We start from the raw sequence: 24,785 nt of genomic DNA on the forward strand, positions 1-24,785 counted from the left end.
GGGCCGGACCAAGCTATCAGGGCCGCGAGTTCCGGATTGTCAGCTATATCACCGCCCTGCTCTACCAGCTCTTCGGCTGGCACGACTGGTACGGCCGCGTGGTTGCGGCTGCCTTCGGTCTGGTGACGGTGTTTTCTCTGCACAGGCTGACGGCGCTGTGCTGGGGCATCATGCACGCCCATGCGGCGGCGCTTGCCTATGCGCTGATGCCGGCAGCGATCATGATCGACGGCTCGTTTCTTCCAGATCCCGCGATGCTGGCCCTCGTGACCCTCGGCATCTGGCTGTTCGTCAAATACTGGGCCGGCGGCAGCGGCTGGCTCTTGCCGCTTGCCACGGCGAGCGTCTCGCTCGGCGCACTGTCAAAGCCGCCAGGCCTCGTCGCCGGCGCTGTCATCTTCTATTTGATGGTTTGCTGGATTCTGGTGAAGAAACAGAAGCAGGCAACCCAGGTCTCCCTGTGGGGGCTTGTGAGCTTGGCTATCGTCGCCGCTTATTTACAGCTGGGTGATTTATCTCTGCCGTAATCATGTTTTTCGTCTTTTAAAATCAGAGAGATCGCCGGATTCTATCGCCGCCACGAATAAGCCGCAACAAATGCCGCACGCCGCCGCAATTCGGTCGCGAGCGCGCCGAGATCGAAGCTGCATCATTCCCTCATCCAAAATTGGTTATTGAGGGTAGGCCAATGTTTCTGGAAGATGAGTTCGCCATCGGGCGCATACGCATGCGCCGGATCTCCATTTCATGTCTTGTCGCCGTCACCGCTTTTGTCGCATGCATCGCCGCGATGCTGGGACTTGCCTCCGCCGCCCGCGCCGAGACGCGGCAGGCATCCGGTGAGCTCGCGGCCCTTGTCCGGCCGAACGACGTCAATAGCGGCTCGCTGCTCTTCCCGTCGAAGGAACCGGGCTTTTATGTCGAAGCGCCGCGGCTGAAGACCGATGTCGCAATCGATGTCTCCGGCCCGATCGCCAGGGTGAAGGTCACCCAGCGTTTCCAGAACCCGAGCCAGGGCTGGGTCGAGGGCACCTACGTCTTCCCGCTGCCCGACAATTCGGCTGTTGACGCGCTGAAGATGCAGATCGGCGAACGCTTCATCGAAGGCCAGATCAAGCCGCGCCAGGAAGCCCGCGAGATCTATGAGCGGGCCAAGGCCGAGGGCAAGAAGACGGCGCTGCTCGAACAGCAGCGGCCGAACATCTTCACCAACCAGGTCGCGAATATCGGTCCCGGCGAAGAGATCGTCGTGCAGATCGAATATCAGCAGACGGTCCATCAGTCCGGCGGTGAATTCTCGCTGCGCTTCCCGATGGTCGTCGCGCCGCGCTATAATCCGGCGCCGATCGTCCAGACCGTCGAGTTCAATAACGGCGCCGGCTTCGCAACACCGAGAGACCCGGTGGAAAATCGGGAGAAGATCGAAGCCCCGGTGCTCGACCCGCGCGAGAATGCCAGGATCAACCCCATCTCGATGATCATCAACCTCAAGGCCGGCTTCCCGCTCGGTGAGGTCAAATCCTCCTTCCACGACGTCGATATCGGACAGGACGGCGACCAGGCGAGAACGATCCGCCTGAAAGAAGACGCGGTTCCTGCCGACAAGGATTTCGAGCTCACCTGGAAAGCCGCTCCGGGCAAGACGCCAAGCGCCGGCCTCTTCCGCGAAGCGATCGATGGCAAGACCTATCTGCTTGCCTTCGTCACCCCGCCCACCGCGCCGGATGCGGCAGCGCCGGCAAAACGCGAGGTGGTCTTCGTCATCGACAATTCCGGCTCCATGTCCGGCCAGTCGATCGAACAGGCAAGACAGAGCCTGGCGCTTGCCATCTCCAGGCTCAATCCCGAGGACCGCTTCAACGTCATCCGTTTCGACGATACGATGACGGATTATTTCAACGGCCTCGTCGCCGCCATCCCCGATAACCGCGAAAAGGCCATCGCTTACGTCCGAACCCTAAACGCCGATGGCGGCACGGAAATGCTGCCGGCGCTCGAGGACGCGCTGCGCAACCAAGGCCCGATCGCAAGCGGAGCGCTGCGCCAGGTCGTCTTCCTGACGGATGGAGCGATCGGCAACGAACAGCAGCTCTTCCAGGAAATCACCGCAAACCGCGGCGATGCCCGCGTCTTCACCGTCGGCATCGGCTCGGCGCCGAACACCTATTTCATGACCAAAGCCGCCGAGGTCGGCCGCGGCACCTTCACCCAGATCGGCTCGACCGATCAGGTGGCAAGCCGCATGAGCGAACTCTTCGCCAAGCTGCAGAACCCCGCAATGACCGATATCGCCGCAACCTTCGAAGGCATCGAAGCCGAGGATATCACGCCGAACCCGATGCCCGACCTCTATAGCGGCGAACCCGTCGTTCTGACGGCGGAACTGCCGCAGGAAAAGCCTACCGGCAAGCTGCAGATCGTCGGCAAGACAGGCAACCAGCCCTGGCGGGTCGAGATGGACATCGCCAATGCCGCAGACGGCAACGGCATTTCCAAGCTCTGGGCGCGACGCAAGATCGACGATTTCGAGGCCCGCGCCTATGAGCACCAGGATCCCGCGGCACTCGACAAGAACATTGAGACGGTGGCGCTCGCCCATCACCTCGTCTCGCGCGTTACCAGTCTGGTCGCCGTCGACGTCACGCCGTCGCGGCCGGCAACCGAAACGCTCGGCTCGGCGAAGCTGCCACTCAACCTGCCCGAAGGTTGGGACTTCGGAAAGGTCTTCGGCGAAAATGCTGTCCCGTCTGGCGGCGCAGAACGCCACGGCGCGGCCACGCCGGTTGGAAGCGCCGAACCGCAACGGACCGCAGCCGCAACGCAGGATCTCGCTGCATCGCCCGAGATCGCCAACTTGATGGCCGCGGCGCCGACGGCGAAAGCCGCCACGCTGATCGCGCAGAAGAGCTCGACCGTGAACCTGCCGCAGACGGCGACACGCGCCGACGAGCAGATCATGCGCGGGCTCACCATGCTGCTACTGGCGCTGGCGGCGGCGAGCGGGCTCGCTATCTGGCGCCGCCGCTTCAAGGGTCTCGTCTCGGCCGGAGCCAAGCGCGATGGTTTCTAGCAACAATCAGGAAGCGGCCGAATTCGAGCCGCTTCCGACCTATCTGGAACTCGCCATGGCCGCCGCCACGGCCCACGACATGCCGAAGGCGCGAAGGAGAAAGGGTTTCTTCCTCTGGCGTCTTTCGCCGATCGAGAAGACGATCGCCTTCGCCATTGCCGGTCTTGCCTTCTATGGCCTGGCGCTGATCGGCGACGGTTTTCTGCTGAAGGCGAAGGCGGAAATCTCGCAAGTCCTGCTGAAGCGTGCTTTTGCCGCCGAACTGAGCGGCAAGGAGACGAAACCCTGGCCCTGGGCCGATTTCACCACCGAAGCCAGGGTGCGTGCGCCGCGCCTCGGCAAGGAGGCAATCGTGCTTTCCGGTGCCTCCGGCGAAGCGCTCGCCTTCGGTCCGGCCTGGCTCGCCAATACACCGCACCCGGGCGACGAAGGCACCTCCGTCATCGCCGCCCATCGCGACACCCATTTCCGCTGGCTGCAATATATAAGGCCGGGCGATACGATCGAAGTTACCCGCCGCGACGGCAAGCTATTGACCTTCAAGGCCAGCGAAGGCCGCATTGCCCCCTGGGACGCGAGCGGCATCGACCCTTCCTCCGATGGCCGCCGCCTCGTTCTGACCACTTGCTGGCCCTTCGATGCGACCGAACGCGGACCGCTGCGCTACATTCTCGAAGCCGAACTGGTCGATGGTAACGCGACCGGCTCCGTTCAATCGGCAAACACAAAGCCGTTATCACAGACAGACTGAGGCTTGAAGCTCTGCCCCGCCCACTCCACGTTCCGGGTGGAGAGACGACGGGGAAGCAAATGACGAGAATATTCGCCTTCCATTTCGCCGCGGCGCTGGTTCTGTTCGGCGCCACATCGGCCAATGCGGCCGATACCGTCAACACGCAGGGCCCTGCGGTTCGCGTCGAAAAACTGGCGGATGGTCTCGAACACCCCTGGGCGGTCGAAGTGTTGCCCGACGGCGCCTATCTCGTCACCGAGCGGCCGGGCCGCATGCGCATTATTCGCGATGGCAAACTTTCCGAGCCGATCGGCAACGTGCCCAAAGTCAATGCCCGCGGCCAGGGCGGTCTTATGGACGTGGCGCTTGCCACGGATTTTGCCACGAGCAGAAAACTCTATTTCACCGCCGCCATCGCCAATAGGCAGGGCTCCGGCACCGAGGCCTTCAGCGCGACGCTGTCCGCCGACGAAAAGACGCTTGAGGCGGTGACGCCGATTTTCACCATGCGGCGCTTCACAACGGGCAACATCCAATATGGCGCGCGCATCGCGATCGCCCGTGACGGCACACTGTTCATCAGCGTCGGCGACCGCGGCGACCGCGACCGATCGCAGGACTGGCAGGACGATGCCGGCTCGATCGTCCACATCAATGCCGACGGCAGCATCCCCGCCGACAATCCGTTCAAGGACGGCGGCAAGGCGCTGCCGGAGATCTGGTCGAAGGGCCACCGGAACCCGCAAGGCATCTCTTTCGATGCCAAGGACGGCAAGCTCTACACCGTCGAGCATGGCGCACGCGGCGGCGACGAGATCAATCAGATCGAAGCGGGAAAGAATTATGGCTGGCCGATCATCACCTACGGCCGTGACTATTCGGGCGCCGAGATCGGCGAAGGCACCGCCAAAAAAGGGCTGGAGCAGCCGCTGCACTATTGGGATCCTTCGATCGCGCCCGGCGCGCTCGCTGTCTATCGCGGCGACATGTTCCCGGAATGGGACGGCGACTTCCTCGTCGCGGCGCTGAAATTCCAGCTGCTCTCGCGCATGCAGCGCGACGAGAGCGGCGCCTTCGTCGCCGAAGAGCGCTTATTCGAAGGCGATTACGGCCGCATCCGCGACGTCATCGTGGCGCCCGACGGCGCGTTGCTGATGGTGACGGACGAGGACGACGGCGCGCTGCTCAGGGTCTCGCGCGCTCAGACCAACAACGGTTGAGATCTCGCCAGGCTCAAGCGTCTACTTACAGCTATATTCCCAGATGAAGTACTGAGGATGCCTGGCGTCGGGATCCTTGTCTTGCTCCGGATCCTTGCTCAACCAAATATTTCCGAGCGAGGAAACACCGTTCCGGCAGCTGTCCTTGATCAAAATCGCCACCATCTCGAAAACCTGCAAATGCCGGTCACGAAAAGACATTTCGGCTAGCGGGCCTGTGTATTTCTTCCCGTTATGAGTGACTTCAATTCTGCGGCTGTTCGGGCCTAAAGCGGTAACGAGATAGCTGAACTTCGAACCACTGCGCTCTACTGTTCCGCTCCTTACCGCATCGCGGGCATCCGCTGGTTCTGTGGCAAGTGCCAAAAGCCCGCACAGCACAATGAACTTCAAATAATTTCCACCCATAAAATACGCGCTCCCGTTACCTGCCCATGATGCTTGCTTGATCATGTACAAGATCAGCGATCGGCCGGCATTACTACGGTTGCGATCCTTCGCTCCACAGTCACGTGATCTGCTTTGCGGTTAAGGGAATAGATCGACCCGTCAAAGTCTTCGCCCTTGCCTGGAGGAAGCGCAACTGTTAACCGCTCGGACAGATCTCCCTTCCCCCACGAGGATGACATGACGCGTATTCAGGCGAACCTCCTCCTGTTGCTTGCTGCCGCCATCTGGGGCGGCGGGTTCGTCGCGCAGTCGACGGCGATGAAGGCGATCGGCCCCTTCTGGTTCATCGCCTTGCGTTTTGCCGTCGCCACATTGGCCGTCCTGCCTTTCGTTCTTCTGGAAGCGCGTAAGGCAGAGGTGAAGACCAGCGCGCGCCATGCCAGGCTTTACGTCCTCACGGGCCTTGCCCTTTTCAGCGGCGCCGCCACCCAGCAGGTCGGCCTGCAGACGACGACGGTAACGAATTCCAGCTTCATCACCGGCCTCTATGTCGTCTTCGTGCCGCTCATTGCCGTGTTCTTCCTGCGCCGTGCCCCGCATTGGATCATCTGGCCGGGCGCGCTGATGGCGCTCGCCGGCATCTATTTCCTGTCCGGCGGTCATCTTTCGGCGCTCACCTCAGGCGATCTCCTGACCGTGGTCTGCGCCGTCTTCTGGGCGATCCAGATCACCCTTGCCGGCACGACCGTCTCCGAGAGCGGAAGGCCGCTCGCGCTGGCGGCCACGCAATTTGCCGTCACTACGGCCTGCGCGCTGGCCATTGCCGCAGCTGTCGAACCGATCAGCCTTTCGGCGATTTGGTCCGCAGGACCTGAGATCCTTTATGTCGGCATCTTCTCGTCCGGTCTGGCCTTCGTGCTGCAGGTGATCGCCCAGCGCTATACGACGCCGTCGCAGGCGGCGATCTTCCTATCATCCGAGGCGCTCTTCGGCGCATCGCTCGCAGCCCTGATTCTCGATGAGTCGATGCCGGCCGCGGGATATACAGGTTGTGCGCTAATGTTTATCGCTATGCTTGTAGTCGAGATCGTCCCCGGCTTTGCTCGCCGTCGCTTGCCGGCCGCCTGAACACGCGTCCCAATATGGGTGGATGCCGGATTCGAAAAAAATTTTAAGGAACCCGCAAAGCCCGTTTACGTTGCATTTTTGGCAAAATCTGCCCGAAACTTACATTGCAGACGATATAAATCGTTAATCATCTCCCATTCGCGGCGGAAATTTTGCGTTTTTGCGCAAACCAGATGTCGGTAGCAGTGTGCCCGCAAGGATACGTTAAAAAACTTTTGCTTGCCAAAATCCCTTAAACGCAGCACTCTCGGCGCGTTCGGGCATTTTGCGAGCATGGGAAGTCCTTAAGTATTTGCGCGCCGGGAACGCTAATATTCCGGTCAGCCGGTTCCAAATAAGGCAGGCGAAAGTTCTGCTTGGAGCAGGCCGAGGTAGAGGGGACCTTTTTCTCACATTTCAAGACTTGCCTGCCAACGCCTCTCGCAAGGAGGCAATGCTATGATGCTGCCCGTGTGGATGGCGGGCAGAGAGAAAAGGACCTGACGCATGGCCGAGACTGGCACTGTAAAATTCTTCAATACCGACAAAGGCTTCGGCTTCATCAAGCCGGACCGGGGCGGCGCCGATATCTTCGTTCACATTTCTGCCGTACAGGCCTCCGGGCTGGCCGGTTTGACGGAAAACCAGAAGGTAAGCTTCGACACGGAGCCGGATCGCCGCGGCAAGGGCCCCAAAGCCGTCAATCTGCAGATTGCCGGCTGAGCCCTTAACAAGGCTGTCGAATTCGAGTTGAAGCCCGGCAGCAATGCCGGGTTTTGTCGTTCAGCCTTCGTTCAGCTGCGGATTTGTAGGAATGTTGTCATCGAGAAAGGAACCGACATTCGGTTCCCGGAATTAGGGTATCACGCTTATGAACAGGCTCGCCAAAACTCTTTTGCTGACGGCAACGGCTGCCGCACTCACCCTCTCCGCCATCGGCGAAGCATCGGCCCGAGACCGCCATTGGCGCCGCAATGACGCGCTGGTTGGTGGCGCCGTCGGGCTTGCGACGGGTCTGATCGTCGGCTCGGCTATCGCCAACGCCAATAACGGCCCTGTTTACGATGAACCTCGCTACATCGACCCGCCCTACGAGCCGGATTACTATGAACCCGCTCCCGTCTACCGCGCCCCGCGCCGCGTCTACGTTGAAGAGCCGCGCTATGTCGAGCAGCCGCGATATTATGCGCCCGTCCGCACGGCCGTGGAGCCCTGGTCGCCGCAATGGGAGCGCTACTGCTCTTACCGTTACCGCTCCTTCGATCCGCGCAGCGGCACCTATATCGGGAATGATGGCCGCAGCCACTTCTGCACCGCCGGCTGATCGCTCGACGATCCCCGATACAAAGCGCCGCTCTTCAGCGGCGTTTTTGCGTTTGAGGCCCTCACCCGGCTTTCTTTTCCCAAGGCATCGGCCCTATCTCGGCGCCAGGCTCGAAATCGGTCGAGACGCTGACGGCGCGCCATTCCCGGTCGGCTGCGATGCGCGCTGCATCCGCCTTCTCGACATTGCGCACCGCATCACTGCCCAGCAGCAGCCGGAACGGCGGCTCCTCGAGACCGGCAATGTGGATAACGACCGCAGCCGCTTTGGCCGGATCGCCGGGCTGACGGCCGTCATACTCGCGCTGGAAGCGCACCGTGGCGCCGACGGTTTCCGCATACTCCGCCCGACCCTCTGCAAGCACGGTCGAGGCGCCGGCGAAATCCGTCCGGAAGCCGCCCGGCTCGATTACCGTCACCTTGATGCCGAATGGCGAAACCTCTTTCGTCAGCACCTCGGAGAAACCCTCGACACCGAATTTCGCTGCCGAATAGGCGCCGCGTCCGGCGGGGCCGATGCGGCCGCCGACGGAAGAAAACTGGATGATATGTCCGCCCCCCTGCCCACGCATCAGCGCAATCAGCGCCTTGCTCATGATGATCGTGCCGAGCAGGTTGGTTTCGATCTGCGCGCGAAAATCGGCAAGGCTGGTATCCTCGATCGAGCCGACATTGCCGAAGCCAGCATTGTTGACGAGCACGTCGATACGGCCGAACCTTTTGACCGCTGCTTCGACGGTCGCGGTCGCTGCCGCCTCGTCCGTGACGTCGAGTGCCAACGTCAGAACCTGATTGATGCCCATAGCGCTTGGAAAGATCGGCAAGCTGTGCCGGATTACGTGCCGTCGCCACCAAATAATCGCCGGAGGCCAGAACCGCCTCCGCCAACGCCCGGCCGAGACCGCGCGAGCTCCCCGTAATTAACCAAACCTTGGACATCGAAAACCTCTTCTTCATTGGTTCCCTCCCCATGTATGTTCTGTTGTTTCCAATCGAAAGAAGGTACCAACACGATCCATACACACCTCGAGGTAACAAAGGTGGCCGGCGACATATTCGATTTCTGCAGTGACATGACGGATGAACAGGATGCCCGGGCGCGCACCCTGATTGAGCGGGCGGCGGCGAAATGGCCGCTGCGCATGCTGCACGCGCTCTCGGACGCGGGGGCACCCTTACGCTTCTCGCGTCTGATGGAGCGAGTCGAGGGCATCAGTCAGAAGGTGCTTACGCAGACTCTGCGCACCCTCGAAAGCGATGGCCTCATCATTCGCACCCTCTATCCCGAGGTGCCTCCGCGTGTCGAATATGAATTGACGCCGCTCGGCCGCGACCTCCTCGTGCAGGTCGCAACACTCTGGCGGTGGGTCGTCGAGCGCCTCGGCGATTTCGATGCGCGCAAAGCCGTAAAGCTCACGGCAATGGGCGTTTAAGCCGGAATACGGATCGTCGCTCTCAAGCCCCCGAGCGGGCTGTCGGAGAGCGTGACGTTGCCGCCATGACTGCGGGCAATATCACGGGCGATTGCAAGACCAAGCCCCGTCCCTGATGCATCGAGGTTGCGCGCCGTATCCAGCCGGAAGAATGGCTTGAACACGTCTTCCCGGTTCTTTTCGGGAATGCCGGGTCCGTCATCATCGAAGATGACGGTCAGCCACTTGGCACTGTGCTTCGCCTCGATGTCGAGCCTGTTGGCATAGCGGCGCGCATTGGAGGCGAGGTTGGTGACCAAACGCATGAAGGCGTTCGGCCTTACGGAGATATCGTCGTCGCCCTCGATCGAATAGTTGAACGTCTTGCCGTGCAGTGCGAAGTCGGACTCGAGCTTGGCGAAGATCTCGCTGAGCTTCAGCTCGCCGACATCTTCCTCGACCTCGCCGCGGGCGAAGGCCATATAGGCCTCCAGCATCGTCTGCATGTCATTGACGTCGTCGTTGAGACCATGCAGGTCGGGATTATCACCGGCGAGCGCCAGTTGGAGTTTGAAGCGGGTGAGGATGGTTCGCAGATCGTGGCTGACGCCGGAAAGCATTGCCGTGCGTTGCTCGATCTGCCGCTCGATGCGTTCGCGCATCAGAATGAAGGCAAGGCCGGCGCGCCGGACCTCGTCGGCGCCGCGCGGATAGAAATTGTCGGGCTTCTGCCCTTTGCCGAAGCTTTCGGCAGCCCGCGCCAGCATCAGGATCGGCCGGATCTGCCCGCGCAGAAAGAGGATCGAAATGCCAAGCAGCACCAGCGACGTGCCGACCATCCAGACGATGAAGATATGGGTGTTGGAGGCATAGGTCTGACTGCGTTTAGCCAGCACCCGCAGGATCTTGTTCTCGAGCTTGATGCGGATTTCGACGAGGTTCGAGTTGCCGACCGTGTCGATCCAGAAAGGCCGGTGAATCTCATCGGTGATCTCATCGCTGAGAATGCCGTCAAGGATCGAGAAGAACGGCTTGACGCGCGGCGGCGGCAGATCGCCGTCCGGCTCGATCGAAATCTGCAGGTTGAGCTGATCGCGCGCGATCCGGATGATCTCGCTATAGTCCGAATTCTGCGGATAGGTCTCGACGATCTCGATGATCGCGGCGATGTCGCGGGTGACGGCGAGCGACAGCCGCTCGGTCACCATTTGCCAGTGACGCTCCATGAAGACGGCGGCGACGACGGATTGCAGCAGCACCATCGGGATGATGATGATCAGCAGCGAGCGCGCGTAGAGCCCGGTGGGCAACCGGCGCCGCAGCCAGCGGACGATCCAGCGCCAGCCCGCCGCCGGAGCGCGGTCTTCCCGCCGCAAACTGTCCATTGTCACCATCGTCGGTCCCGGCCGTTCAGAGCACGATGCGGGAAAGTGTGAACGTCATCGGCATCATGCTCTACTTCTTAAATCTAGTCGATGCTCAGCCTGTATCCGATGCCGCGCACCGTCTGCAGCCAGACGGGGTTGGCCGGATCCTCCTCGATCTTGCGCCTGAGCCGGTTGATCTGCACGTCGATCGTTCGCTCACCGACCTCGGTGTCATTGCCGATCAGCTCGTGGCGGGGGATGGTGTCACCGGCGCGCCGCGCAAAGAGCAGCATGATTTCCTGCTCGCGATCGGTCAGCCGGATCACCTCGCTGGCTTTCTTAAGCTCCTTGCGGGTCAAGGAGAAAGTGTAGGGCCCAAACATGACCTGTTCGATCTTCAGCCCCTCACCGTTGGCGTTGCGGCGCAGGATATTGTTGATGCGCAGGACCAGCTCGCGCGGATCGAAGGGTTTGGAGAGATAATCGTCGGCTCCGGCCTCGAGGCCTTCGATCCGGTTGCCCGATTCCGCCAGCGCCGTCAGCATGATGATCGGCACGTTCTTGATGGCCCGCAGCCCGCGGGTGACGTCGATGCCGGATTCGCCGGGCATCATCACATCCATAATGATGAGATCGAAATCGAGACCGGCAAGTTTGCGCTGCGCCTCGGCGCCGTCGGCCGCGACAGTGACGCGAAAGCCATTTTCCGCGAGATAACGATTGAGCAGCGCGCGGATGCGGGAGTCATCGTCGACCACCAGCAGATGCGCCGCATCGTCGGAAATACCTGTCTTGACCGCCATTCAATCCGCCTTCTTTCTGTCCCGCATGCCTCTGAGGAAGGCCTTCACGCCCTCCCGCACCTGCGCAGAGGCTCCTTCGAATGCCCGCTCAATGCGGCGCGATTGCGGCTCTGCAAGGGCAAGCGCCAGCTCGCGCCCCGACTTCGTTGGATAAAGCTTGCGCTGCCGCCGATCCTCGGGACCGGCCACCTGGCGAATATAGCCCGAATCAATCAGCTGTTTCAGCACCCTTGCAAGACTTTGCTTGGTGATCTTCAGTGTGTCGAGAAGATCAGCCACCGTCATGCCCGGATTGCGGTTGACGAAATGCACGACGCGGTGATGCGCCCGGCCGAAGCCGCTCTTTTCGAGGATGGCGTCAGGATCGGAAACAAAGTCGCGATAGGCGAAGAAGAACAGTTCGATGATCTCGAAATCGATACCGCCTGAATCTTCCATCGGCGTGGCCAACGGCTCCGGCTTGCCTGCTTTCGGACCGGTCTGTCGTGACACTCGGCATTTCCTTTCTCGTCCCGCCCGTTGCGGGAAATTTCCGCAATCAGTATTGGTGACATAAAGCGGCTGGTAGCTTTGCCGACTTTCGTGAGAGCCCGCCCGACTTCCAATTTCCCTGGCGTTTCTTTGGAAACCAAGGTCCGCCCGGAACCTCCGACGCAATAAGTAATTCCCCTAGCGTCTGTGGATAAAACGTAATGGGGACAACAATCAACAGCCATGGAGCGTGAAGCGCCGGAGGAGGTTTGGGATGGCTTGGCATCGAGGTGATCGAGCGCGCGATCCTGCCGGAGCTACTGCCTGATTTCAGCGAGTGTTTCCTCACCGGTTCGGCCGCGGAAGTAACGCCGGCCTCTGAAATCGGCCCGTATCGGTTTACGCCGGCGACGATCTTCGAAACCTTGATGAACGCCTATATGAAGGAAGTCCATCCGGCGGCGGTCGCCGCCGGATAACATCCTCATACAATTGGTCCGGCGCGCGAAAGCGCGTCGGGTATTATCTATGCGCCCGCGCCATGACCAGTCCGGCGAGCGTCGCCGATCAGGCCACCGATGCCGTCGGCGATCAGGCCGGCCATAGCCGCTTCCCCACCGACCATGCCGAGCAGCATGCCGCCGGCCACACCGCCGATCGCGCCCGCAATCGTGCGAGCAACGACGTTCATCGCGTGCTGCTTCAAAGCGGCACTCGCGGCGTTGCCGCCGATTCACCGGCAATTAACTGGATGACGAGCGGAAGTAACGCTTCCATGATTTCTCCTCTGGCGATCTCCCCGATCGCCGATCTATGCCGAACCCTCGGCATATTAGTATTTTATCATATCAAGAAGGGAAAGCGTTTAGAAAAATCAACCTCTGCGGGATTGAGACGGAAGGGGGGATTGCCCGGACGAGGCGGCCTGCCAACCGCCTCGTTTCGTATTTGCCGATGATCTTACTGATAGACGTAGACGATCCGGCGCGTCCCTGGATCGACCAGAACGGGTCGGTCGTTGATCCTTGTGTAGCGATATTCATAGTCCGGAATCGTCTGGAAAGTGACGTCGGCAGGCACTTCCGCGCCGACGACCACATCGCCGCCAAGCCGCACCGTCTCGGTCGGATTGGTTTCGATATAGGTCCGCACCGTCTCCGGCGGCGTGATCGTTTCCACGGCTCCGACCGGACCGATCAATTCATCGCCCGGCGCCGGTTGCGGGTCGGCCGTGACAACGCTGGCGGTCGACTCGTAGGTCACGACGGGAACGCCGATCTCGGCGCGATGTTGCTCGACGATCACCTGGTTGCCGCCGTAATCCATCTGTAGATAATCGGCATAGACCCAGCCGCGCATGCCGTTGACGTCGACGCGGCACCAGCGGCTGCCTTCGATGCAGCCATCGAGCACCGCGGTCGAACCGCGGGTGGCAAGCCCGACTGCCGGATATTGCGGGCCCGGACCTGCGCGGACGTTGAGATCGTTGACCGTGGTCGCCACCATCTCCGCCTGCGCCAGACCGCCGCTCGCCAGGAGCACCGCTCCAACCAACAGGATGTTTCTCTTCAAGGTCATGTAAGCGTCTCCTTGGTTTCGATGGCCGGACAACGCGCGGCGTTCCACGATGTTCCCCTGCGTTGCCGCCGACAAATCGGCGGCTTCTGGGAGCCACGCACAAGCATCTGAAAAACAAGACAAAGCTCGATTCCACCGCTGCAGGGAGATGGCGGAAGGCCCTATAAATTTGTGTTGCAGTCGGTCTTTTTGCCGTGAAAGAGGTGGTGGCAGCAGCAGATTCCGGCTGTCCTTGCCACCGTTTCGAACTATACCTGGGCACCCGAGAGACCAAGCGAGGCACATATGGGCATGCTCCAGGCCGGCATCATTCCGGTGACACCTTTTCAACAGAACTGCACGGTTTTCTTCGATCCCGAGACCCAGGAAGGCGTCGTCGTCGATCCGGGTGGCGACGTTCCGCTCATTCTGCAGGCGATCGAGAAAAGCGGCCTGAGCATCAAGGAAATCTGGCTGACGCATGGCCACCTCGACCATGCCGGCGGCGCCAAAGAGTTAAAGGAAGCCCTCGGCGTCGACATCGTCGGCCCGCACCAGGACGACCTGCCACTGCTGCAGCGCATCGAAGCCCAGGCGGCGAAATACGGCATATCAGGATTGCGCAATGTTCTGCCGGATCGCTGGCTGAAGAACGGCGACAAGGTCTCCTTCGGCGCCCACGAATTCGAGGTCTATCACACGCCCGGCCATGCCCCCGGCCACGTGATCTATTTCAACCGCGCGCAGAATTTCGCCCATCTCGGCGACGTGCTCTTCAACGGCTCGATCGGCCGCACCGATCTGCCGGGCGGCAATCATCAGCAGCTGTTGGATTCGATCCGCGACAAGGTCCTGCCGCTTGGCGACGACGTCGGATTCATCTGCGGCCATGGGCCCGGCAGCCGCATCGGTGACGAACGGCGAAGCAATCCGTATCTGCAGGAAATCAGAGCCGGTGGAGCCTCTGGCGCCTCAGGCGGGACCGACAAAACGATGTGAGCCAATACTCACATCATCTTCATGCCGTTCGGCACCGGCTGTTCGACCGCCGCAAGCACGATCGCGCCGTTCCCGTCCTCGAATCCCAGCGTCAGCACTTCCGAACGGAACGGACCGATCTGCCGCGGCGGGAAGTTGACGACGCCGAGCACCTGCCGGCCGATCAGGGTTTCCAGCGTATAATGCACGGTGATCTGCGCCGAGGATTTCTTGATGCCGATCTCAGGGCCGAAATCGATGAGCAGCTTAAAAGCCGGCTTGCGCGCCTCCGGGAAAGGGCTCGCTTCGATGATCGTACCGACACGGATGTCGACACGCTCGAAATCGGCGTAGCTGATCTCTTCCGCCACGTGGCTCTTCCTCAGCCGGCCAGTTCTTCGGCCCGCTTGCGCGCCGCCGCAAGGGCTGCGTCGAACAGGGGCTGCATGCCGTTCTCCGCCATCAGCACGGCGAGCGCCGCCGCCGTCGTGCCGCCGGGAGACGTCACATTCTGCCGCAGCCGCGAAGCATCGTCGGGGGACTGGTGCAAGAGTTCACCAGCCCCCGCGACCGTTTCCCGCGCAAGACGCATGGCGAGGTCCGCCTGCAGGCCGAGCTTTCGGCCTGCCTCCGCCATACATTCGACGAGATAGAATACATAAGCCGGGCCGCTGCCGGAAAGCGCCGTCACGGCATCGATATCGGCCTCCGCAGGCACCCATTCGACCGGGCCGGAGACGCTGAGAAGGGCATGGACGCGTTTGCGCTGCGGGTCGCTGACCCCCGAATTGGCATAGGCCCCGGTCACACCGCGGCCGACCATAGCCGGCGTGTTCGGCATGGCTCGTACCATGGCGGCTTTGCCCAGATGTCTTTCGAGAAAACCGAGCGTCTTGCCGGCTGCGACCGAGACGACGACCGTCGCCGGTCCGACGGCGCTCTTCACCGCCGGCAACACCGTCTCCATCACCTGCGGCTTGACCGCGAGGAACAAGACGCTCGCCTTCAATTCCGCAGGGACCGCGGTCAGATGCGTCGCACCGGCTTCCTTGATCGTCGCCAGCATCGCCGATGAGGGGCCGGGATCCACAACGATGACGGCCGAGCCCGGAACGCCGCTCTTCAGCCAGCCGGAGAGCATGGCTCCGCCCATGTTTCCGGCGCCGATCAGCACAACGGGATTTGCCGAGGAGAAAGCCTTCGCCGGCATCTTATGCCTCACCCACCGTTTCGAACAGCACGGCTTCCATCGCCTTCGCCGCGTCCATGCCGGACCAGACAACGAACTGGAATGCCTGGAAATAGGCTTCGCATGTGTCGAGCGCGCTGGAAAGCAGCACCTCTACCTGGCGATTGGTCGGCTCCGCCCCGCCTGCAAGCAGCAGCGACTGCCTGAAAATGACGACATCTTCCTGACGCCAGAGGTCGAAATGACCCATCAGCACCTGCCCGTTGATCGCCGAGAGCAGCTTGACCACCTCGTTGACCCTGATGTCGGGGACTTTGATATCGAAAGCGCAACCAAGATGCAGCGCCTCGAATTCCTCCATCCAGGAAAAGGAAACATGATAGTCCGCCCATCGCCCCTCGACCGTCATTGCGATCTCATCCTCGCCGGATCGCTCGAACGACCAATCGTTGTTGGAGGCCACGTACTCGATCATATCGACCGGGTTCGACTGACGCTCGACTTCCAATTCCATCAGGTTCATGCAGCACCTTCTTGACCGGAACGAATGCGGCTTAGCTTGGGATACGAACACAAGAAAGACACACGCAATACCGGAAACCACCATCGGATGATCGTTGAACCGCTGCCAGACTTAACGCAGATAACCTGCCCGGAGCTTACCAAGTCGCTTCGAATCATCATTTAAAATCAGTGTATAATGACCCTTGCCACCTGCCAGCCCCCAGAAGGGAAAATAGGGCAGACCTGCTGTGGAAAGCACTTCGAAACTCAATTCAGAAGGGAGATTAAACGACTCTGCGTATTGGCTTTTTTGGCAGTGTCCACAGGTGGAAAACTCACCCGGAATTTTTTGTGACAGATGCGGCGTGTGGCATGAAGGCAACGCCGCATTTGTGCCCGATCGGGATTTAGCGGCCCTCGCCGGCGAGCTTGGCCTCCAACGCCGCGATACGGGCGGCCAGTGCCTCGTTTTCATCACGCGCCTTGATCGCCATCTCGCGCACGGCCTCGAATTCCTCGCGCTTGACGACGTCCATGCTGTTCAACCAACGCTCGGCCTGGGCGTTGAAAGCCGTCTCGATCTCCTTGCGGACACCCTGGGCGGCACCTGCCGCGTCGGTCATCAGCTTGGCGAACTCGTCCATGATGCGGTTCGTTCCGGTCGTCATGGCGTTTTTCTCCCTTCGCATAAGGTGAATTCAGCCCTTCGGGGCCTCGAAGATTGAGGTAGGGCTTCGCCACCCGCGATGCAAGCGCTTTGCGCGGGATAGCCTTACCCTGAAGCGGCCAGCGGAGGAGCGATCACGAACAATGCACTTGACCGTCCGGGATCGCGGCGGCATGTTCCGCCGACCTCAACGGATGGGAAAACCTTGCCGACAGCAGCCAATCTCCTTGCCATCATGCCTTTCCCGGACATCGATCCGATCGCTTTTTCGATCGGTCCGTTGGCGATTCACTGGTACGGCCTGGCATACGTCGCCGGCATCCTCCTCGGCTGGGCCTATGCGCGCCGCCTCGCCGCCAACGACGGTCTCTGGCCGGGCAATACATCGCCGATGACCAAGACGCAGCTCGACGATTTCATCGTCTGGGCCGCCCTCGGGGTCGTGCTCGGCGGCCGCCTCGGCTATATCTTCTTCTATGACCTCTCCGCTGTCCTGCGCGATCCCATCCGCGCAGTCGAAATCTGGAACGGCGGCATGTCCTTTCACGGTGGCCTGACCGGCACGACGATTGCCATGATCATCTTTGCCCGCCGCAATGCCATTCCGATCTGGAGTCTGTTCGATATCGTCGCCGCCGTCGTTCCCTTCGGTCTGTTCTTCGGCCGCATCGCCAATTTCATCAATGGCGAGCTCTGGGGCCGGCTGACCGACGTCCCCTGGGCCGTGGTTTTCCCGACCGGCGGTCCCTTCGCCCGCCATCCGAGCCAGCTCTACGAGGCCGGCCTTGAGGGCATCGTTCTGCTCCTGGCGCTTGCCGCCCTCGTCTACGGCATGCGTGCGCTGAAAAGCCCTGGCTTCATCACGGGCGTCTTCGTCTGCGGTTATGCACTGTCGCGCATCTTCGTCGAGTTCTTCCGCGAGCCGGACGCCCAGCTCGGTTACCTCCTCGGCACCAATTGGCTGACCATGGGCATGATCCTCTCCTCTCCGATGATCCTGCTCGGCCTCTGGGCGATCCTGCGGGCCCGCCGCCAGGCTGCGCCTCAGCTCTAAACCGGCAGGACGCGCAACATGACCACCGCTCTCGGCGAAAAGATCAAGGCGATTATCCAGGCCAACGGCCCGATCAGCGTCACCGACTATTTCTCGCTCTGCCTCGCCGATCCCGAGCACGGCTATTACCGCACCCGCGAACCGTTCGGCCGTTCGGGTGATTTTGTCACCGCGCCCGAAGTCAGCCAGATCTTCGGCGAGATGATCGGCGTCTTCGTCGTCCATGCCTGGCAGCGCCACGGCAAGCCGGCAGATGTGCGCCTGGTCGAGATCGGCCCCGGCCGCGGCACGATGATGGCGGATATGCTGCGTGTCATCGCCCGCATCGCCCCGCCGCTCTTTGACACGATGAGCCTGCATCTCGTCGAAACCAGCGAGCGCCTGCGCGACGTCCAGAGCCAGACGCTCGAAGCCTATGGCGAGCGGATCGCGTGGCACGATGGCTTCGATGAGGTCCCGACCGGCTTCACGCTGATTGCCGCCAACGAATTATTTGACGCGATTCCGATCCGGCAGTTCGTGCGCACGCAAACGGGCTTCCGCGAGCGCATGGTTGGGCTTGACGCCGATGGTGAACTGACCTTCGCCGCGGGTGTCGCGGGCCTCGATCCTGCCCTACTGCCGGAACCGGTGCAGAACCTGCCGCTCGGCACGCTCTTCGAGATCTCGCCCGCCCGCCAGGCCGTGATGATGGCGATCTGCGAGCGGCTGCGCGCCTTCGGCGGCACGGCGTTGGTCATCGACTACGGCCATCTCGTCACCGGCTTCGGCGATACGCTGCAGGCGGTGCGCATGCATGAATTCGACCCGCCGCTCGCCCATCCCGGCGAAGCCGACCTGACGAGCCATGTCGATTTCCAGCAGCTCGCCGAGACGGCGCTGACATCAGGCCTCCATCTGAACGGCGCCCTGCACCAGGGCGACTTTCTGACCGGCCTCGGCATTCTCGAACGCGCCGCCGCCCTCGGGCGTGACCGCGAACCGCACACCCAGCAGGTCATCCAGTCGGCGGTCGACAGGCTTGCCGGCGCCGGTGAGGGCCGGATGGGCGAACTCTTCAAGGTCATGGCGGTCTCCCATCCTGCCGTCGATCTCATGCCCTTTCGTCCGGTGGATTGACAGGGCGCACGCGGCTGAGCCAACATCCGCGCGGAACAGGAACTTGAAGCGCGCCGCGATGCGCTGCGCTCGGGACAAAACAAACCTCTCGAAAAACCCGGAACTACAGATGCAGGACGCGGCCTCTCCCGCACCGATCCAAAGCGCGCTGCTGAACGAAGCGACGGGCGCCGCCATCCGCCACGGTTATTTCACCCGGGCGGGCGGTGTCTCCGAAGGGATCTATCGCGGTCTCAATGTCGGCCTCGGCTCCAACGACGAACGCGGGAACGTCGTGGAAAACCGCCGCCGCGTCGCCGCCTGGTTCGATCTGCCGCTCGAGCGGCTGGCAACTGTTCATCAGGTGCATTCGCCCGACGTCGTGACGATTGGCGCCGATTACGACGGCGCCCGCCCCGACGCGGACGCAATGGTGACGGCAGTTCCCGGCATTGCCCTTGGCGTGCTGGCCGCCGATTGCGGTCCGGTCCTCTTTGCCGACCCGGAAAATCGCATCATCGGCGCCGCCCATGCCGGCTGGAAGGGCGCGCTGACCGGTGTTCTCGAAAACACCATTGCGGCCATGGAAGCCCTGGGGGCAGACCGTGCCAGCATACTGGCCTGCCTCGGCCCCTCGATCAGTCAGGCGAGTTACGAGGTCGGGCCGGAATTCGTCGATCGCTTCGTCGCCGAAAATCCTGACTACGAGCGCTTTTTCAAGCCGTCCGCAACGCCGGGCCGGGCCATGTTCGACCTGCCGGCACTGACGATCGACAGGCTGACGAGGGCTGGCGTGCAGGCCGAAAGCCTCGGGATCTGCACCTATCCGGATAACGATCGCTTCTTTTCCTATCGCAGGACGACACATCGCAACGAGCCGGACTACGGCCGTCAGATTTCGGCGATATCAATCAGGGAGATTTGAGCAGAATGGCACTGCACTTCGAAAAGGCCGAGTACTCAAGCCGGCTTGCGCGCCTCACCGAAAAGATGAAGGAAGAAAAGCTCGACGCCCTGCTGCTCTTCGCCCAGGAAAGCATGTACTGGCTGACCGGCTATGACACCTTCGGCTACTGCTTTTTCCAGACGCTGATCGTCAAGAGCGACGGCACCATGGCGCTGATCACCCGCTCGGCGGATCTTCGCCAGGCCAAACACACCTCGATCCTTGAGGACGTCCACATCTGGGTCGACAGGGTCAATGCCGATCCGACGCTCGACCTGAAGAACCTGCTGGTCGAGATGGATCTGCTCGGCGCACGCATCGGCGTCGAATATGATACGCACGGCATGACCGGCCGCGTCGCCCGCCTGCTCGACGCGCAGTTGACCACTTTCGGCCAGATCGTCGACGCTTCCTATCTCGTCAGCCGTCTTCGTCTCGTCAAGAGCCCGACGGAGGTCGCCTATGTCGAGCGCGCTGCCGCTCTCGCCGACGACGCGCTCGACGCCGCAATCCGGCTGACGAAACCGGGCGCCGACGAGGCCGATATCCTCGCCGCCATGCAGGGTGCGGTCTTTTCCGGCGGCGGCGATTATCCCGCCAACGAGTTCATCATCGGGTCCGCTGCCGACGCCCTGCTCTGCCGCTACAAGGCCGGCCGCCGCAAGCTCGACGCCAGCGACCAGCTGACGCTCGAATGGGCCGGCGCCTACGCGCATTACCATGCCGCCATGATGCGCACGATCGTCATCGGCGAGCCGATGCAACGCCATCGCGAGCTCTACAATGCCTGCCGCGAAACCATCGAGGCGATCGAGACCGTGCTGAAGCCCGGCCACACCTTCGGCGACGTCTTCGACATGCATGCCAGAATCATGGACGAGCGCGGCCTCGCCCGCCACCGGCTGAATGCCTGCGGCTATTCGCTCGGCGCCCGCTTCTCGCCCTCCTGGATGGAGCACCAGATGTTCCATGCCGGCAATCCGCAGCCGATCGAGCCGAACATGTCGCTCTTCGTGCATATGATCATTGCCGATTCCGATACCGGCACGGCAATGACGCTCGGCCAGACCTATCTGACGACGGCGGATGCGCCGCGCACACTTTCCCGTCATTCGCTCGATTTCATCGGCCTTTGAAGACCGGGACTAACCGGTGAGAATCCGGAATTGACAGAGGACCGTCCCCGCCCGCATAAATCCGGGCGGGCTGATGGGATTGTGGGAAGGACGGATCACGGGATGACGCGAGCTGCGACTGTGCCCACGCTCCTGTTCGTCATGGCTCTGCTGACCGCCTGCAACACCACCGACGCGCTGACGCCGCAAGTCGGCATCGGCGAATCCTCCGGAGCTCCGCCGTCAAGCCCGGTGACGCAAGGCGAGGCAGAACGTCTGGCCGGCGCCCGCCAGCCGATTTTTGCCGGGAGCACGCAGCCGAGTGGCTATCATCCGGCCTATGATCAGTCGCAAAGAACCTATCGACCCGGCAGCGGCGCCCCGCCGACGACGATGCAGGAGCAGGCAGACGCGCTGTCGAGGAACGGCTCCTCGCCCGCCGCCTCCGCCCCGATCGAGGGACAGGCGCTGCCGCCGGCTGCCGCCGGCGCCCGGTCTCCAACACAGCCCGACCAGCGGCCTGACACGCAGCAACCGCAGCAGACCGCCGCCCTCACCCGCGGCGCCTCTTCCGCGCGTGGCAATACGGTGCGCTTCCTGCCGATCATCGGGGCGCCGGTACAAGCCGTGACTCCGCTCTCGCGCCAGCTCGGCGCCGAGGCGCGCGCCAACGGCCTTTCCATCAAGAGCTCGAACGATACGAGCAGCGATTACATCCTCAAAGGTTATCTCTCAGCCTTCAGTGACGACGGCAAGGTCACCGTGGTCTACGTCTGGGACGTTCTCGACAGCGGCGGCGCCCGCCTGCACCGCATCCAGGGGCAGGAAAGCGTACCGACGGCCGCCGCCGACCCCTGGGCGGGTGTCCCGGCTTCGGTGATGCAGCAGATCGCCTCGAAAACCATCGCGGAATTCACCTCCTGGCGGCAAACTCAGGGCGGTTAGTCACAAACTTTTTGCAAATATGAAAGTCTGTGGCGCCTTTGCCCTTGCATTCACTGGGAAGCTGACTAAAAAGCGCGGCTATCAGCGCATAACAGGCGGACCAAAATGAAGGTTTTCGCAGGCAATTCGAACCGGCAACTCGCCGAAGCGATCTGCAACTATCTCAATGTTCCTTTGGGAAGAGCCAGTGTCCGAAGGTTTGCCGACCAGGAAATCTTCGTGGAAATCCAGGAAAACGTGCGCGGCGAGGACGTCTTCCTCGTGCAGCCCACTGCCTTTCCCGCCAACGACCACCTGATGGAGCTGCTGATCATGATCGATGCGATGCGTCGTTCGTCGGCACGCCGCATCACCGCCGTTCTTCCCTATTTCGGCTATGCCCGTCAGGACCGCCGCGCATCCGGCCGAACGCCGATCTCCGCCAAGCTGGTTGCCAATCTCATTACCGAAGCCGGCGCCGATCGCGTCATGACGCTCGATCTTCATGCCGGTCAGATCCAGGGCTTCTTCGATATACCCACAGACAACCTCTTCGCCCTGCCCGTGCTGACGCGCGATATCAAGAGCCATTATGACCTCAGCAACGTCATGGTCGTTTCGCCCGACGTCGGCGGCGTGGTGCGCGCGCGCGCGCTCGCCAAGCGGCTGGACTGTCTTCTGGCCATCGTCGACAAGCGTCGCGATCGGCCAGGTGAATCCGAAGTCATGAACATCATCGGCGACGTCACCGGCAAGGACTGCCTACTGATCGACGATATCGTCGACTCCGGCGGCACCCTCTGCAATGCGGCCGACGCACTGCTCGCCCAGGGTGCCTCCAGCGTCACCGCCTATATCACGCACGGCGTTCTCTCGGGCGGCGCGGTCACCCGCGTCACCTCCTCGAAGCTGCGTGAACTCGTCATCACGGATTCGATCCAGCCGACAACGGCGGTGCTTTCAGCGCACAATATCCGCGTCGTGACGACGGCCCCGCTGATCGGCGAAGCCATCAGCCGCACGAGCCAGGAAGAGTCCGTCTCCAGCCTCTTCGATTAAAAAGCCTCCACCGTCATGCTCGGCCTTGTGCCGAGCATCTGACCGTTGGCGGAAAAGCGCTTATTCTCAGAAACTTAATCGGCCGGCACAGATCCTGGGAACAAGGTCGAGGATGACGCCACGGCTTTTGCAGTGGTTTGTCAGCAGCCTGAAGGCCGGCACAAGGCCGGCCTCTTTCATTTCTGATTCCAATCGAGAACGTTCAAGGCTGCTGAGGCTGCGCAGGTAGTGCGTCCTGACCTTGATCTGGTTCCTGCTCCTGGTCCGGCTCCAGCCCCTGATCCTGATCCGGACCATCCGGTCCCTTGATCTGCTGGCCGTTGACCGCCACGGAACCATCTCGGCTGATGCTGACGTCCCAGCGCGAACGGCCATCCGGATCGGTCTTGGCAAAGCCCTTCACCATCATGATTCCGAAGGAGACCTGGTTGAGATCGGGATCCGTCTTGGCAAGCTCCTGAACCGCCGCGATCGTCTTGTCGAGATCGCGGGCAAGGATCGTCGCCTCCATCGAATAATCCTTCTCCGTATCGACGCGACCTTCGATCTTGCCGGTTATATCGACGTCATAGACCTGCGATTTGGCACTGATCTTCGGAAACTCGACGGCAAGCCGGCCATCGCGGAAGAGCTTCTTCGCCATCTCCTCGCCGGTCTTCTCGGACGCCGAATCTTTGAAATCCACCGCCATGAGGGCGTCGCCGAAGCTTGCGAAATCCAGATTCGGAAGCGCGAGTTGGAAATCGAAGCTGGTCGGCATGAAGGCCGAATAATTTGCCGGCATTAGCCGCGTGTCGAGGCTGATCTCCTGCCCATTCATGCCGAAGCCGAAACGCATGGCGTCACTCGGCCCCTCGATGGCGAGGTTGTAGCCGAATGCCTTGGCGCCGCCCTTGCCCATCTCGCTGCTGACGGTCAGGTCGTTGACCCCGATCGTCTCGCTGAACGAAGTCAGAAGCGGGAAGGCCTCCTTCACTATTCCCTTTATCTTGTCGCTGTTTTCCGGACTCAATTCCTTCTCATCGAGATGGTCGAGCACGAAGAAGACCATCTCGCGAATATGCTTGGCCGGCAGGCCGTTCACCTTGGCCTCGACATTGATCGAGCCGGCACGAAGTTCGATGGGCGGCATTTGCAGGCCGGAAACCTGCTCGACGAAATCAGACATCGAGCCGCTGCCGGCAAAATCGATCCGTCCATTGCCGCCTGTGCTGTCGGTCGAACTCAGCTTCTGGTCCATGCTGGCGATGCTGGCATGGACCTCCTCGGTCTCGGACTTGCTGGCCATCTTGATGTCTTTGGCCGCGAAGGTGCCGGAGCGCAGATAGCTGATCGCCGGGTCGAAGACGCCGGAATAAACAAGCGACGCGATGGAATAGGTGAAATCCGTCGGCTTCTGGTCTGGACCCTTGAAATGGCCCGAGACGTTGAGTTTGTTGTCGCCTTCGACGTTCCAGAGTCCACTGTCGAGCGGCGTGGCGAACATCGAAAACGGTGTCAGTCCTGTGATCGTAAACGTCGCCGGATCGGCCTTGGTAAGCAGCTTCGCCAGATCGTAGATGATCTCATAGCGCGTGCCGGCCGGATTGACGGTGATGAGACCGCTTTTTGCCAAATCCTGGGGAAGCAGCTTCGTCAGGGTCTCCTTGACCGCGTTGGCGCCCTCCTGGTTGATCTCCGCGCCCTCGGCCCCGGTGAAAAGGCAAAGGGCAAGTATACTCGTTGCCGTGACAAGTTTGAGACGCATAGTCTGGTTTTCTCCTCAGCCGCTTTTTGATTGCGGCCATCCAAAGATGCG

The 24,785-nt window shown here is 61.6% G+C and carries 24 protein-coding genes and 4 pseudogenes; 16 read left to right on the forward strand and 12 right to left on the reverse strand.

The features are described from left to right. Positions 1–2 precede the first annotated feature (2 nt). The 4 genes and pseudogenes from B5E41_RS06130 to B5E41_RS06145 form a co-directional block, all read left to right on the forward strand. Positions 3–531: pseudogene (locus B5E41_RS06130) on the forward strand (ArnT family glycosyltransferase); the annotation flags it as partial. Positions 532–688: 157 nt separating this feature from the next. After that, positions 689–3,070 carry a marine proteobacterial sortase target protein gene (locus B5E41_RS06135; RefSeq protein WP_088391879.1) on the forward strand — a complete coding sequence of 794 codons (2,382 nt, stop codon included), beginning with the start codon at positions 689–691 and terminating at the stop codon, positions 3,068–3,070. After that, positions 3,060–3,821, forward strand: a complete 762-nt coding sequence (locus B5E41_RS06140; protein ID WP_088391881.1) for a class GN sortase — start codon at positions 3,060–3,062, stop codon at positions 3,819–3,821. The genes B5E41_RS06135 and B5E41_RS06140 overlap by 11 nt, the downstream gene beginning before the upstream one ends. A gap of 59 nt (positions 3,822–3,880) precedes the next feature. Next, positions 3,881–5,023, forward strand: coding sequence for a PQQ-dependent sugar dehydrogenase (locus tag B5E41_RS06145; RefSeq protein ID WP_088391883.1), 1,143 nt, complete (start codon positions 3,881–3,883; stop codon positions 5,021–5,023). A 21-nt stretch (positions 5,024–5,044) separates the two neighbouring features. Here B5E41_RS06145 and B5E41_RS06150 read toward each other — a convergent pair whose 3' ends face one another. After that, positions 5,045–5,476 (reverse strand): hypothetical protein, encoded by a 432-nt coding sequence (locus B5E41_RS06150; RefSeq protein WP_245303057.1) that lies wholly within the window; start codon positions 5,474–5,476, stop codon positions 5,045–5,047. A gap of 174 nt (positions 5,477–5,650) precedes the next feature. On the opposite strand from B5E41_RS06150, the gene B5E41_RS06155 reads away from it, so the two are divergent. From B5E41_RS06155 to B5E41_RS06165, 3 genes are all read left to right on the forward strand, one after another. Then, the gene (locus B5E41_RS06155; RefSeq protein WP_088391887.1) at positions 5,651–6,541 is read left to right on the forward strand and encodes a DMT family transporter; all 891 of its coding nucleotides are present in this window, start codon (positions 5,651–5,653) and stop codon (positions 6,539–6,541) included. A 486-nt stretch (positions 6,542–7,027) separates the two neighbouring features. After that, complete coding sequence (locus B5E41_RS06160; protein ID WP_003561293.1) at positions 7,028–7,243, forward strand: cold-shock protein; 216 nt, start codon at positions 7,028–7,030, stop codon at positions 7,241–7,243. Positions 7,244–7,391: 148 nt separating this feature from the next. Beyond that, positions 7,392–7,844, forward strand: a complete 453-nt coding sequence (locus B5E41_RS06165; protein WP_011426247.1) for a BA14K family protein — start codon at positions 7,392–7,394, stop codon at positions 7,842–7,844. A 61-nt stretch (positions 7,845–7,905) separates the two neighbouring features. Here B5E41_RS06165 and B5E41_RS06170 read toward each other — a convergent pair. Further along, a pseudogene (locus B5E41_RS06170) lies at positions 7,906–8,782 on the reverse strand (oxidoreductase). Between the two features lie 35 nt (positions 8,783–8,817). Here B5E41_RS06170 and B5E41_RS06175 point away from each other — a divergent pair. Further along, entirely contained in the window at positions 8,818–9,276 is a 459-nt protein-coding gene (locus B5E41_RS06175; RefSeq protein WP_088391889.1) for a winged helix-turn-helix transcriptional regulator, read from the forward strand. Here B5E41_RS06175 and B5E41_RS06180 read toward each other — a convergent pair. From B5E41_RS06180 to B5E41_RS06190, 3 genes are all read right to left on the reverse strand, one after another. Next, positions 9,273–10,649 carry an ATP-binding protein gene (locus tag B5E41_RS06180; RefSeq protein WP_011426250.1) on the reverse strand — a complete coding sequence of 459 codons (1,377 nt, stop codon included), beginning with the start codon at positions 10,647–10,649 and terminating at the stop codon, positions 9,273–9,275. The genes B5E41_RS06175 and B5E41_RS06180 overlap by 4 nt on opposite strands. 74 nt (positions 10,650–10,723) lie before the next feature. Next, complete coding sequence (locus tag B5E41_RS06185; RefSeq protein ID WP_011426251.1) at positions 10,724–11,425, reverse strand: response regulator; 702 nt, start codon at positions 11,423–11,425, stop codon at positions 10,724–10,726. Beyond that, on the reverse strand, positions 11,426–11,917 hold the full coding sequence (locus B5E41_RS06190) for a MarR family winged helix-turn-helix transcriptional regulator (RefSeq protein WP_088391891.1): 492 nt from the start codon (positions 11,915–11,917) through the stop codon (positions 11,426–11,428). 260 nt (positions 11,918–12,177) lie between these two features. Here B5E41_RS06190 and B5E41_RS06195 point away from each other — a divergent pair. Beyond that, positions 12,178–12,375, forward strand: a pseudogene (locus B5E41_RS06195) (branched-chain amino acid aminotransferase); the annotation flags it as partial. 43 nt (positions 12,376–12,418) lie between these two features. On the opposite strand, the pseudogene B5E41_RS06200 reads toward B5E41_RS06195, so the two are convergent. Both B5E41_RS06200 and B5E41_RS06205 read right to left on the reverse strand, forming a co-directional pair. Beyond that, positions 12,419–12,673: pseudogene (locus B5E41_RS06200) on the reverse strand (hypothetical protein). A gap of 183 nt (positions 12,674–12,856) precedes the next feature. Further along, positions 12,857–13,474, reverse strand: coding sequence for a DUF1236 domain-containing protein (locus tag B5E41_RS06205; protein ID WP_088391893.1), 618 nt, complete (start codon positions 13,472–13,474; stop codon positions 12,857–12,859). 285 nt (positions 13,475–13,759) lie between these two features. Between B5E41_RS06205 and B5E41_RS06210 the strand changes: the two genes are divergently transcribed. Next, positions 13,760–14,452, forward strand: coding sequence for an MBL fold metallo-hydrolase (locus tag B5E41_RS06210; RefSeq protein WP_088391895.1), 693 nt, complete (start codon positions 13,760–13,762; stop codon positions 14,450–14,452). Between the two features lie 8 nt (positions 14,453–14,460). Here the strand turns inward: B5E41_RS06210 and B5E41_RS06215 are convergent, their stop codons facing one another. The 4 genes from B5E41_RS06215 to B5E41_RS06230 all read right to left on the reverse strand — a co-directional run bounded on the left by B5E41_RS06215 (position 14,461) and on the right by B5E41_RS06230 (position 16,792). Continuing rightward, positions 14,461–14,802 (reverse strand): tRNA-binding protein, encoded by a 342-nt coding sequence (locus B5E41_RS06215; RefSeq protein WP_011426255.1) that lies wholly within the window; start codon positions 14,800–14,802, stop codon positions 14,461–14,463. A gap of 11 nt (positions 14,803–14,813) precedes the next feature. After that, positions 14,814–15,641 (reverse strand): pyrroline-5-carboxylate reductase, encoded by an 828-nt coding sequence (gene proC / locus B5E41_RS06220; RefSeq protein ID WP_088391897.1) that lies wholly within the window; start codon positions 15,639–15,641, stop codon positions 14,814–14,816. Position 15,642: 1 nt separating this feature from the next. Further along, positions 15,643–16,143, reverse strand: coding sequence for a type III secretion system chaperone family protein (locus tag B5E41_RS06225; protein ID WP_004680153.1), 501 nt, complete (start codon positions 16,141–16,143; stop codon positions 15,643–15,645). Between the two features lie 388 nt (positions 16,144–16,531). Then, positions 16,532–16,792: an accessory factor UbiK family protein gene (locus tag B5E41_RS06230; protein WP_064810952.1), complete on the reverse strand. Its 261-nt coding sequence runs from the start codon at positions 16,790–16,792 to the stop codon at positions 16,532–16,534. A 204-nt stretch (positions 16,793–16,996) separates the two neighbouring features. Between B5E41_RS06230 and lgt the strand changes: the two genes are divergently transcribed. From lgt to B5E41_RS06260, 6 genes are all read left to right on the forward strand, one after another. Next, entirely contained in the window at positions 16,997–17,845 is an 849-nt protein-coding gene (lgt, locus tag B5E41_RS06235) for a prolipoprotein diacylglyceryl transferase (RefSeq protein ID WP_088391899.1), read from the forward strand. 18 nt (positions 17,846–17,863) lie between these two features. Continuing rightward, positions 17,864–18,964: a class I SAM-dependent methyltransferase gene (locus B5E41_RS06240; RefSeq protein WP_088391901.1), complete on the forward strand. Its 1,101-nt coding sequence runs from the start codon at positions 17,864–17,866 to the stop codon at positions 18,962–18,964. Between the two features lie 109 nt (positions 18,965–19,073). Next, the gene (gene pgeF / locus B5E41_RS06245) at positions 19,074–19,868 is read left to right on the forward strand and encodes a peptidoglycan editing factor PgeF (RefSeq protein WP_088391903.1); all 795 of its coding nucleotides are present in this window, start codon (positions 19,074–19,076) and stop codon (positions 19,866–19,868) included. Positions 19,869–19,873: 5 nt separating this feature from the next. Further along, on the forward strand, positions 19,874–21,025 hold the full coding sequence (locus tag B5E41_RS06250) for a M24 family metallopeptidase (RefSeq protein WP_088391905.1): 1,152 nt from the start codon (positions 19,874–19,876) through the stop codon (positions 21,023–21,025). A 102-nt stretch (positions 21,026–21,127) separates the two neighbouring features. Beyond that, positions 21,128–21,949, forward strand: coding sequence for a hypothetical protein (locus B5E41_RS06255; RefSeq protein ID WP_088391907.1), 822 nt, complete (start codon positions 21,128–21,130; stop codon positions 21,947–21,949). Positions 21,950–22,054: 105 nt separating this feature from the next. Further along, on the forward strand, positions 22,055–22,987 hold the full coding sequence (locus B5E41_RS06260) for a ribose-phosphate pyrophosphokinase (protein ID WP_011426263.1): 933 nt from the start codon (positions 22,055–22,057) through the stop codon (positions 22,985–22,987). Positions 22,988–23,189: 202 nt separating this feature from the next. Here B5E41_RS06260 and B5E41_RS06265 read toward each other — a convergent pair whose 3' ends face one another. Further along, positions 23,190–24,734, reverse strand: coding sequence for a hypothetical protein (locus B5E41_RS06265; protein ID WP_088391909.1), 1,545 nt, complete (start codon positions 24,732–24,734; stop codon positions 23,190–23,192). Between the last annotated feature and the right edge of the window lie 51 nt (positions 24,735–24,785).

Source organism: Rhizobium esperanzae (genome assembly GCF_002204185.1).
Taxonomy (GTDB): Bacteria; Pseudomonadota; Alphaproteobacteria; order Rhizobiales; family Rhizobiaceae; genus Rhizobium; species Rhizobium esperanzae.

Excerpts from the sequence above, each read along its gene's own strand:
- B5E41_RS06210 (WP_088391895.1), top strand. The coding sequence starts at position 13,760 with ATGGGCATGCTCCAGGCCGGCATCATTCCGGTGACACCTTTTCAACAG.
- proC (WP_088391897.1), bottom strand. The coding sequence starts at position 15,641 with ATGCCGGCGAAGGCTTTCTCCTCGGCAAATCCCGTTGTGCTGATCGGC.
- B5E41_RS06175 (WP_088391889.1), top strand. The coding sequence starts at position 8,818 with ATGTTCTGTTGTTTCCAATCGAAAGAAGGTACCAACACGATCCATACA.
- B5E41_RS06145 (WP_088391883.1), top strand. The coding sequence starts at position 3,881 with ATGACGAGAATATTCGCCTTCCATTTCGCCGCGGCGCTGGTTCTGTTC.
- B5E41_RS06180 (WP_011426250.1), bottom strand. The coding sequence starts at position 10,649 with ATGGTGACAATGGACAGTTTGCGGCGGGAAGACCGCGCTCCGGCGGCG.
- B5E41_RS06155 (WP_088391887.1), top strand. The coding sequence starts at position 5,651 with ATGACGCGTATTCAGGCGAACCTCCTCCTGTTGCTTGCTGCCGCCATC.
- B5E41_RS06205 (WP_088391893.1), bottom strand. The coding sequence starts at position 13,474 with ATGACCTTGAAGAGAAACATCCTGTTGGTTGGAGCGGTGCTCCTGGCG.
- B5E41_RS06240 (WP_088391901.1), top strand. The coding sequence starts at position 17,864 with ATGACCACCGCTCTCGGCGAAAAGATCAAGGCGATTATCCAGGCCAAC.
- B5E41_RS06135 (WP_088391879.1), top strand. The coding sequence starts at position 689 with ATGTTTCTGGAAGATGAGTTCGCCATCGGGCGCATACGCATGCGCCGG.
- B5E41_RS06225 (WP_004680153.1), bottom strand. The coding sequence starts at position 16,143 with ATGAACCTGATGGAATTGGAAGTCGAGCGTCAGTCGAACCCGGTCGAT.
- B5E41_RS06250 (WP_088391905.1), top strand. The coding sequence starts at position 19,874 with ATGGCACTGCACTTCGAAAAGGCCGAGTACTCAAGCCGGCTTGCGCGC.
- B5E41_RS06265 (WP_088391909.1), bottom strand. The coding sequence starts at position 24,734 with ATGCGTCTCAAACTTGTCACGGCAACGAGTATACTTGCCCTTTGCCTT.
- pgeF (WP_088391903.1), top strand. The coding sequence starts at position 19,074 with ATGCAGGACGCGGCCTCTCCCGCACCGATCCAAAGCGCGCTGCTGAAC.
- B5E41_RS06150 (WP_245303057.1), bottom strand. The coding sequence starts at position 5,476 with ATGATCAAGCAAGCATCATGGGCAGGTAACGGGAGCGCGTATTTTATG.
- B5E41_RS06140 (WP_088391881.1), top strand. The coding sequence starts at position 3,060 with ATGGTTTCTAGCAACAATCAGGAAGCGGCCGAATTCGAGCCGCTTCCG.
- B5E41_RS06185 (WP_011426251.1), bottom strand. The coding sequence starts at position 11,425 with ATGGCGGTCAAGACAGGTATTTCCGACGATGCGGCGCATCTGCTGGTG.
- B5E41_RS06260 (WP_011426263.1), top strand. The coding sequence starts at position 22,055 with ATGAAGGTTTTCGCAGGCAATTCGAACCGGCAACTCGCCGAAGCGATC.
- B5E41_RS06255 (WP_088391907.1), top strand. The coding sequence starts at position 21,128 with ATGACGCGAGCTGCGACTGTGCCCACGCTCCTGTTCGTCATGGCTCTG.
- B5E41_RS06230 (WP_064810952.1), bottom strand. The coding sequence starts at position 16,792 with ATGACGACCGGAACGAACCGCATCATGGACGAGTTCGCCAAGCTGATG.
- B5E41_RS06165 (WP_011426247.1), top strand. The coding sequence starts at position 7,392 with ATGAACAGGCTCGCCAAAACTCTTTTGCTGACGGCAACGGCTGCCGCA.
- B5E41_RS06160 (WP_003561293.1), top strand. The coding sequence starts at position 7,028 with ATGGCCGAGACTGGCACTGTAAAATTCTTCAATACCGACAAAGGCTTC.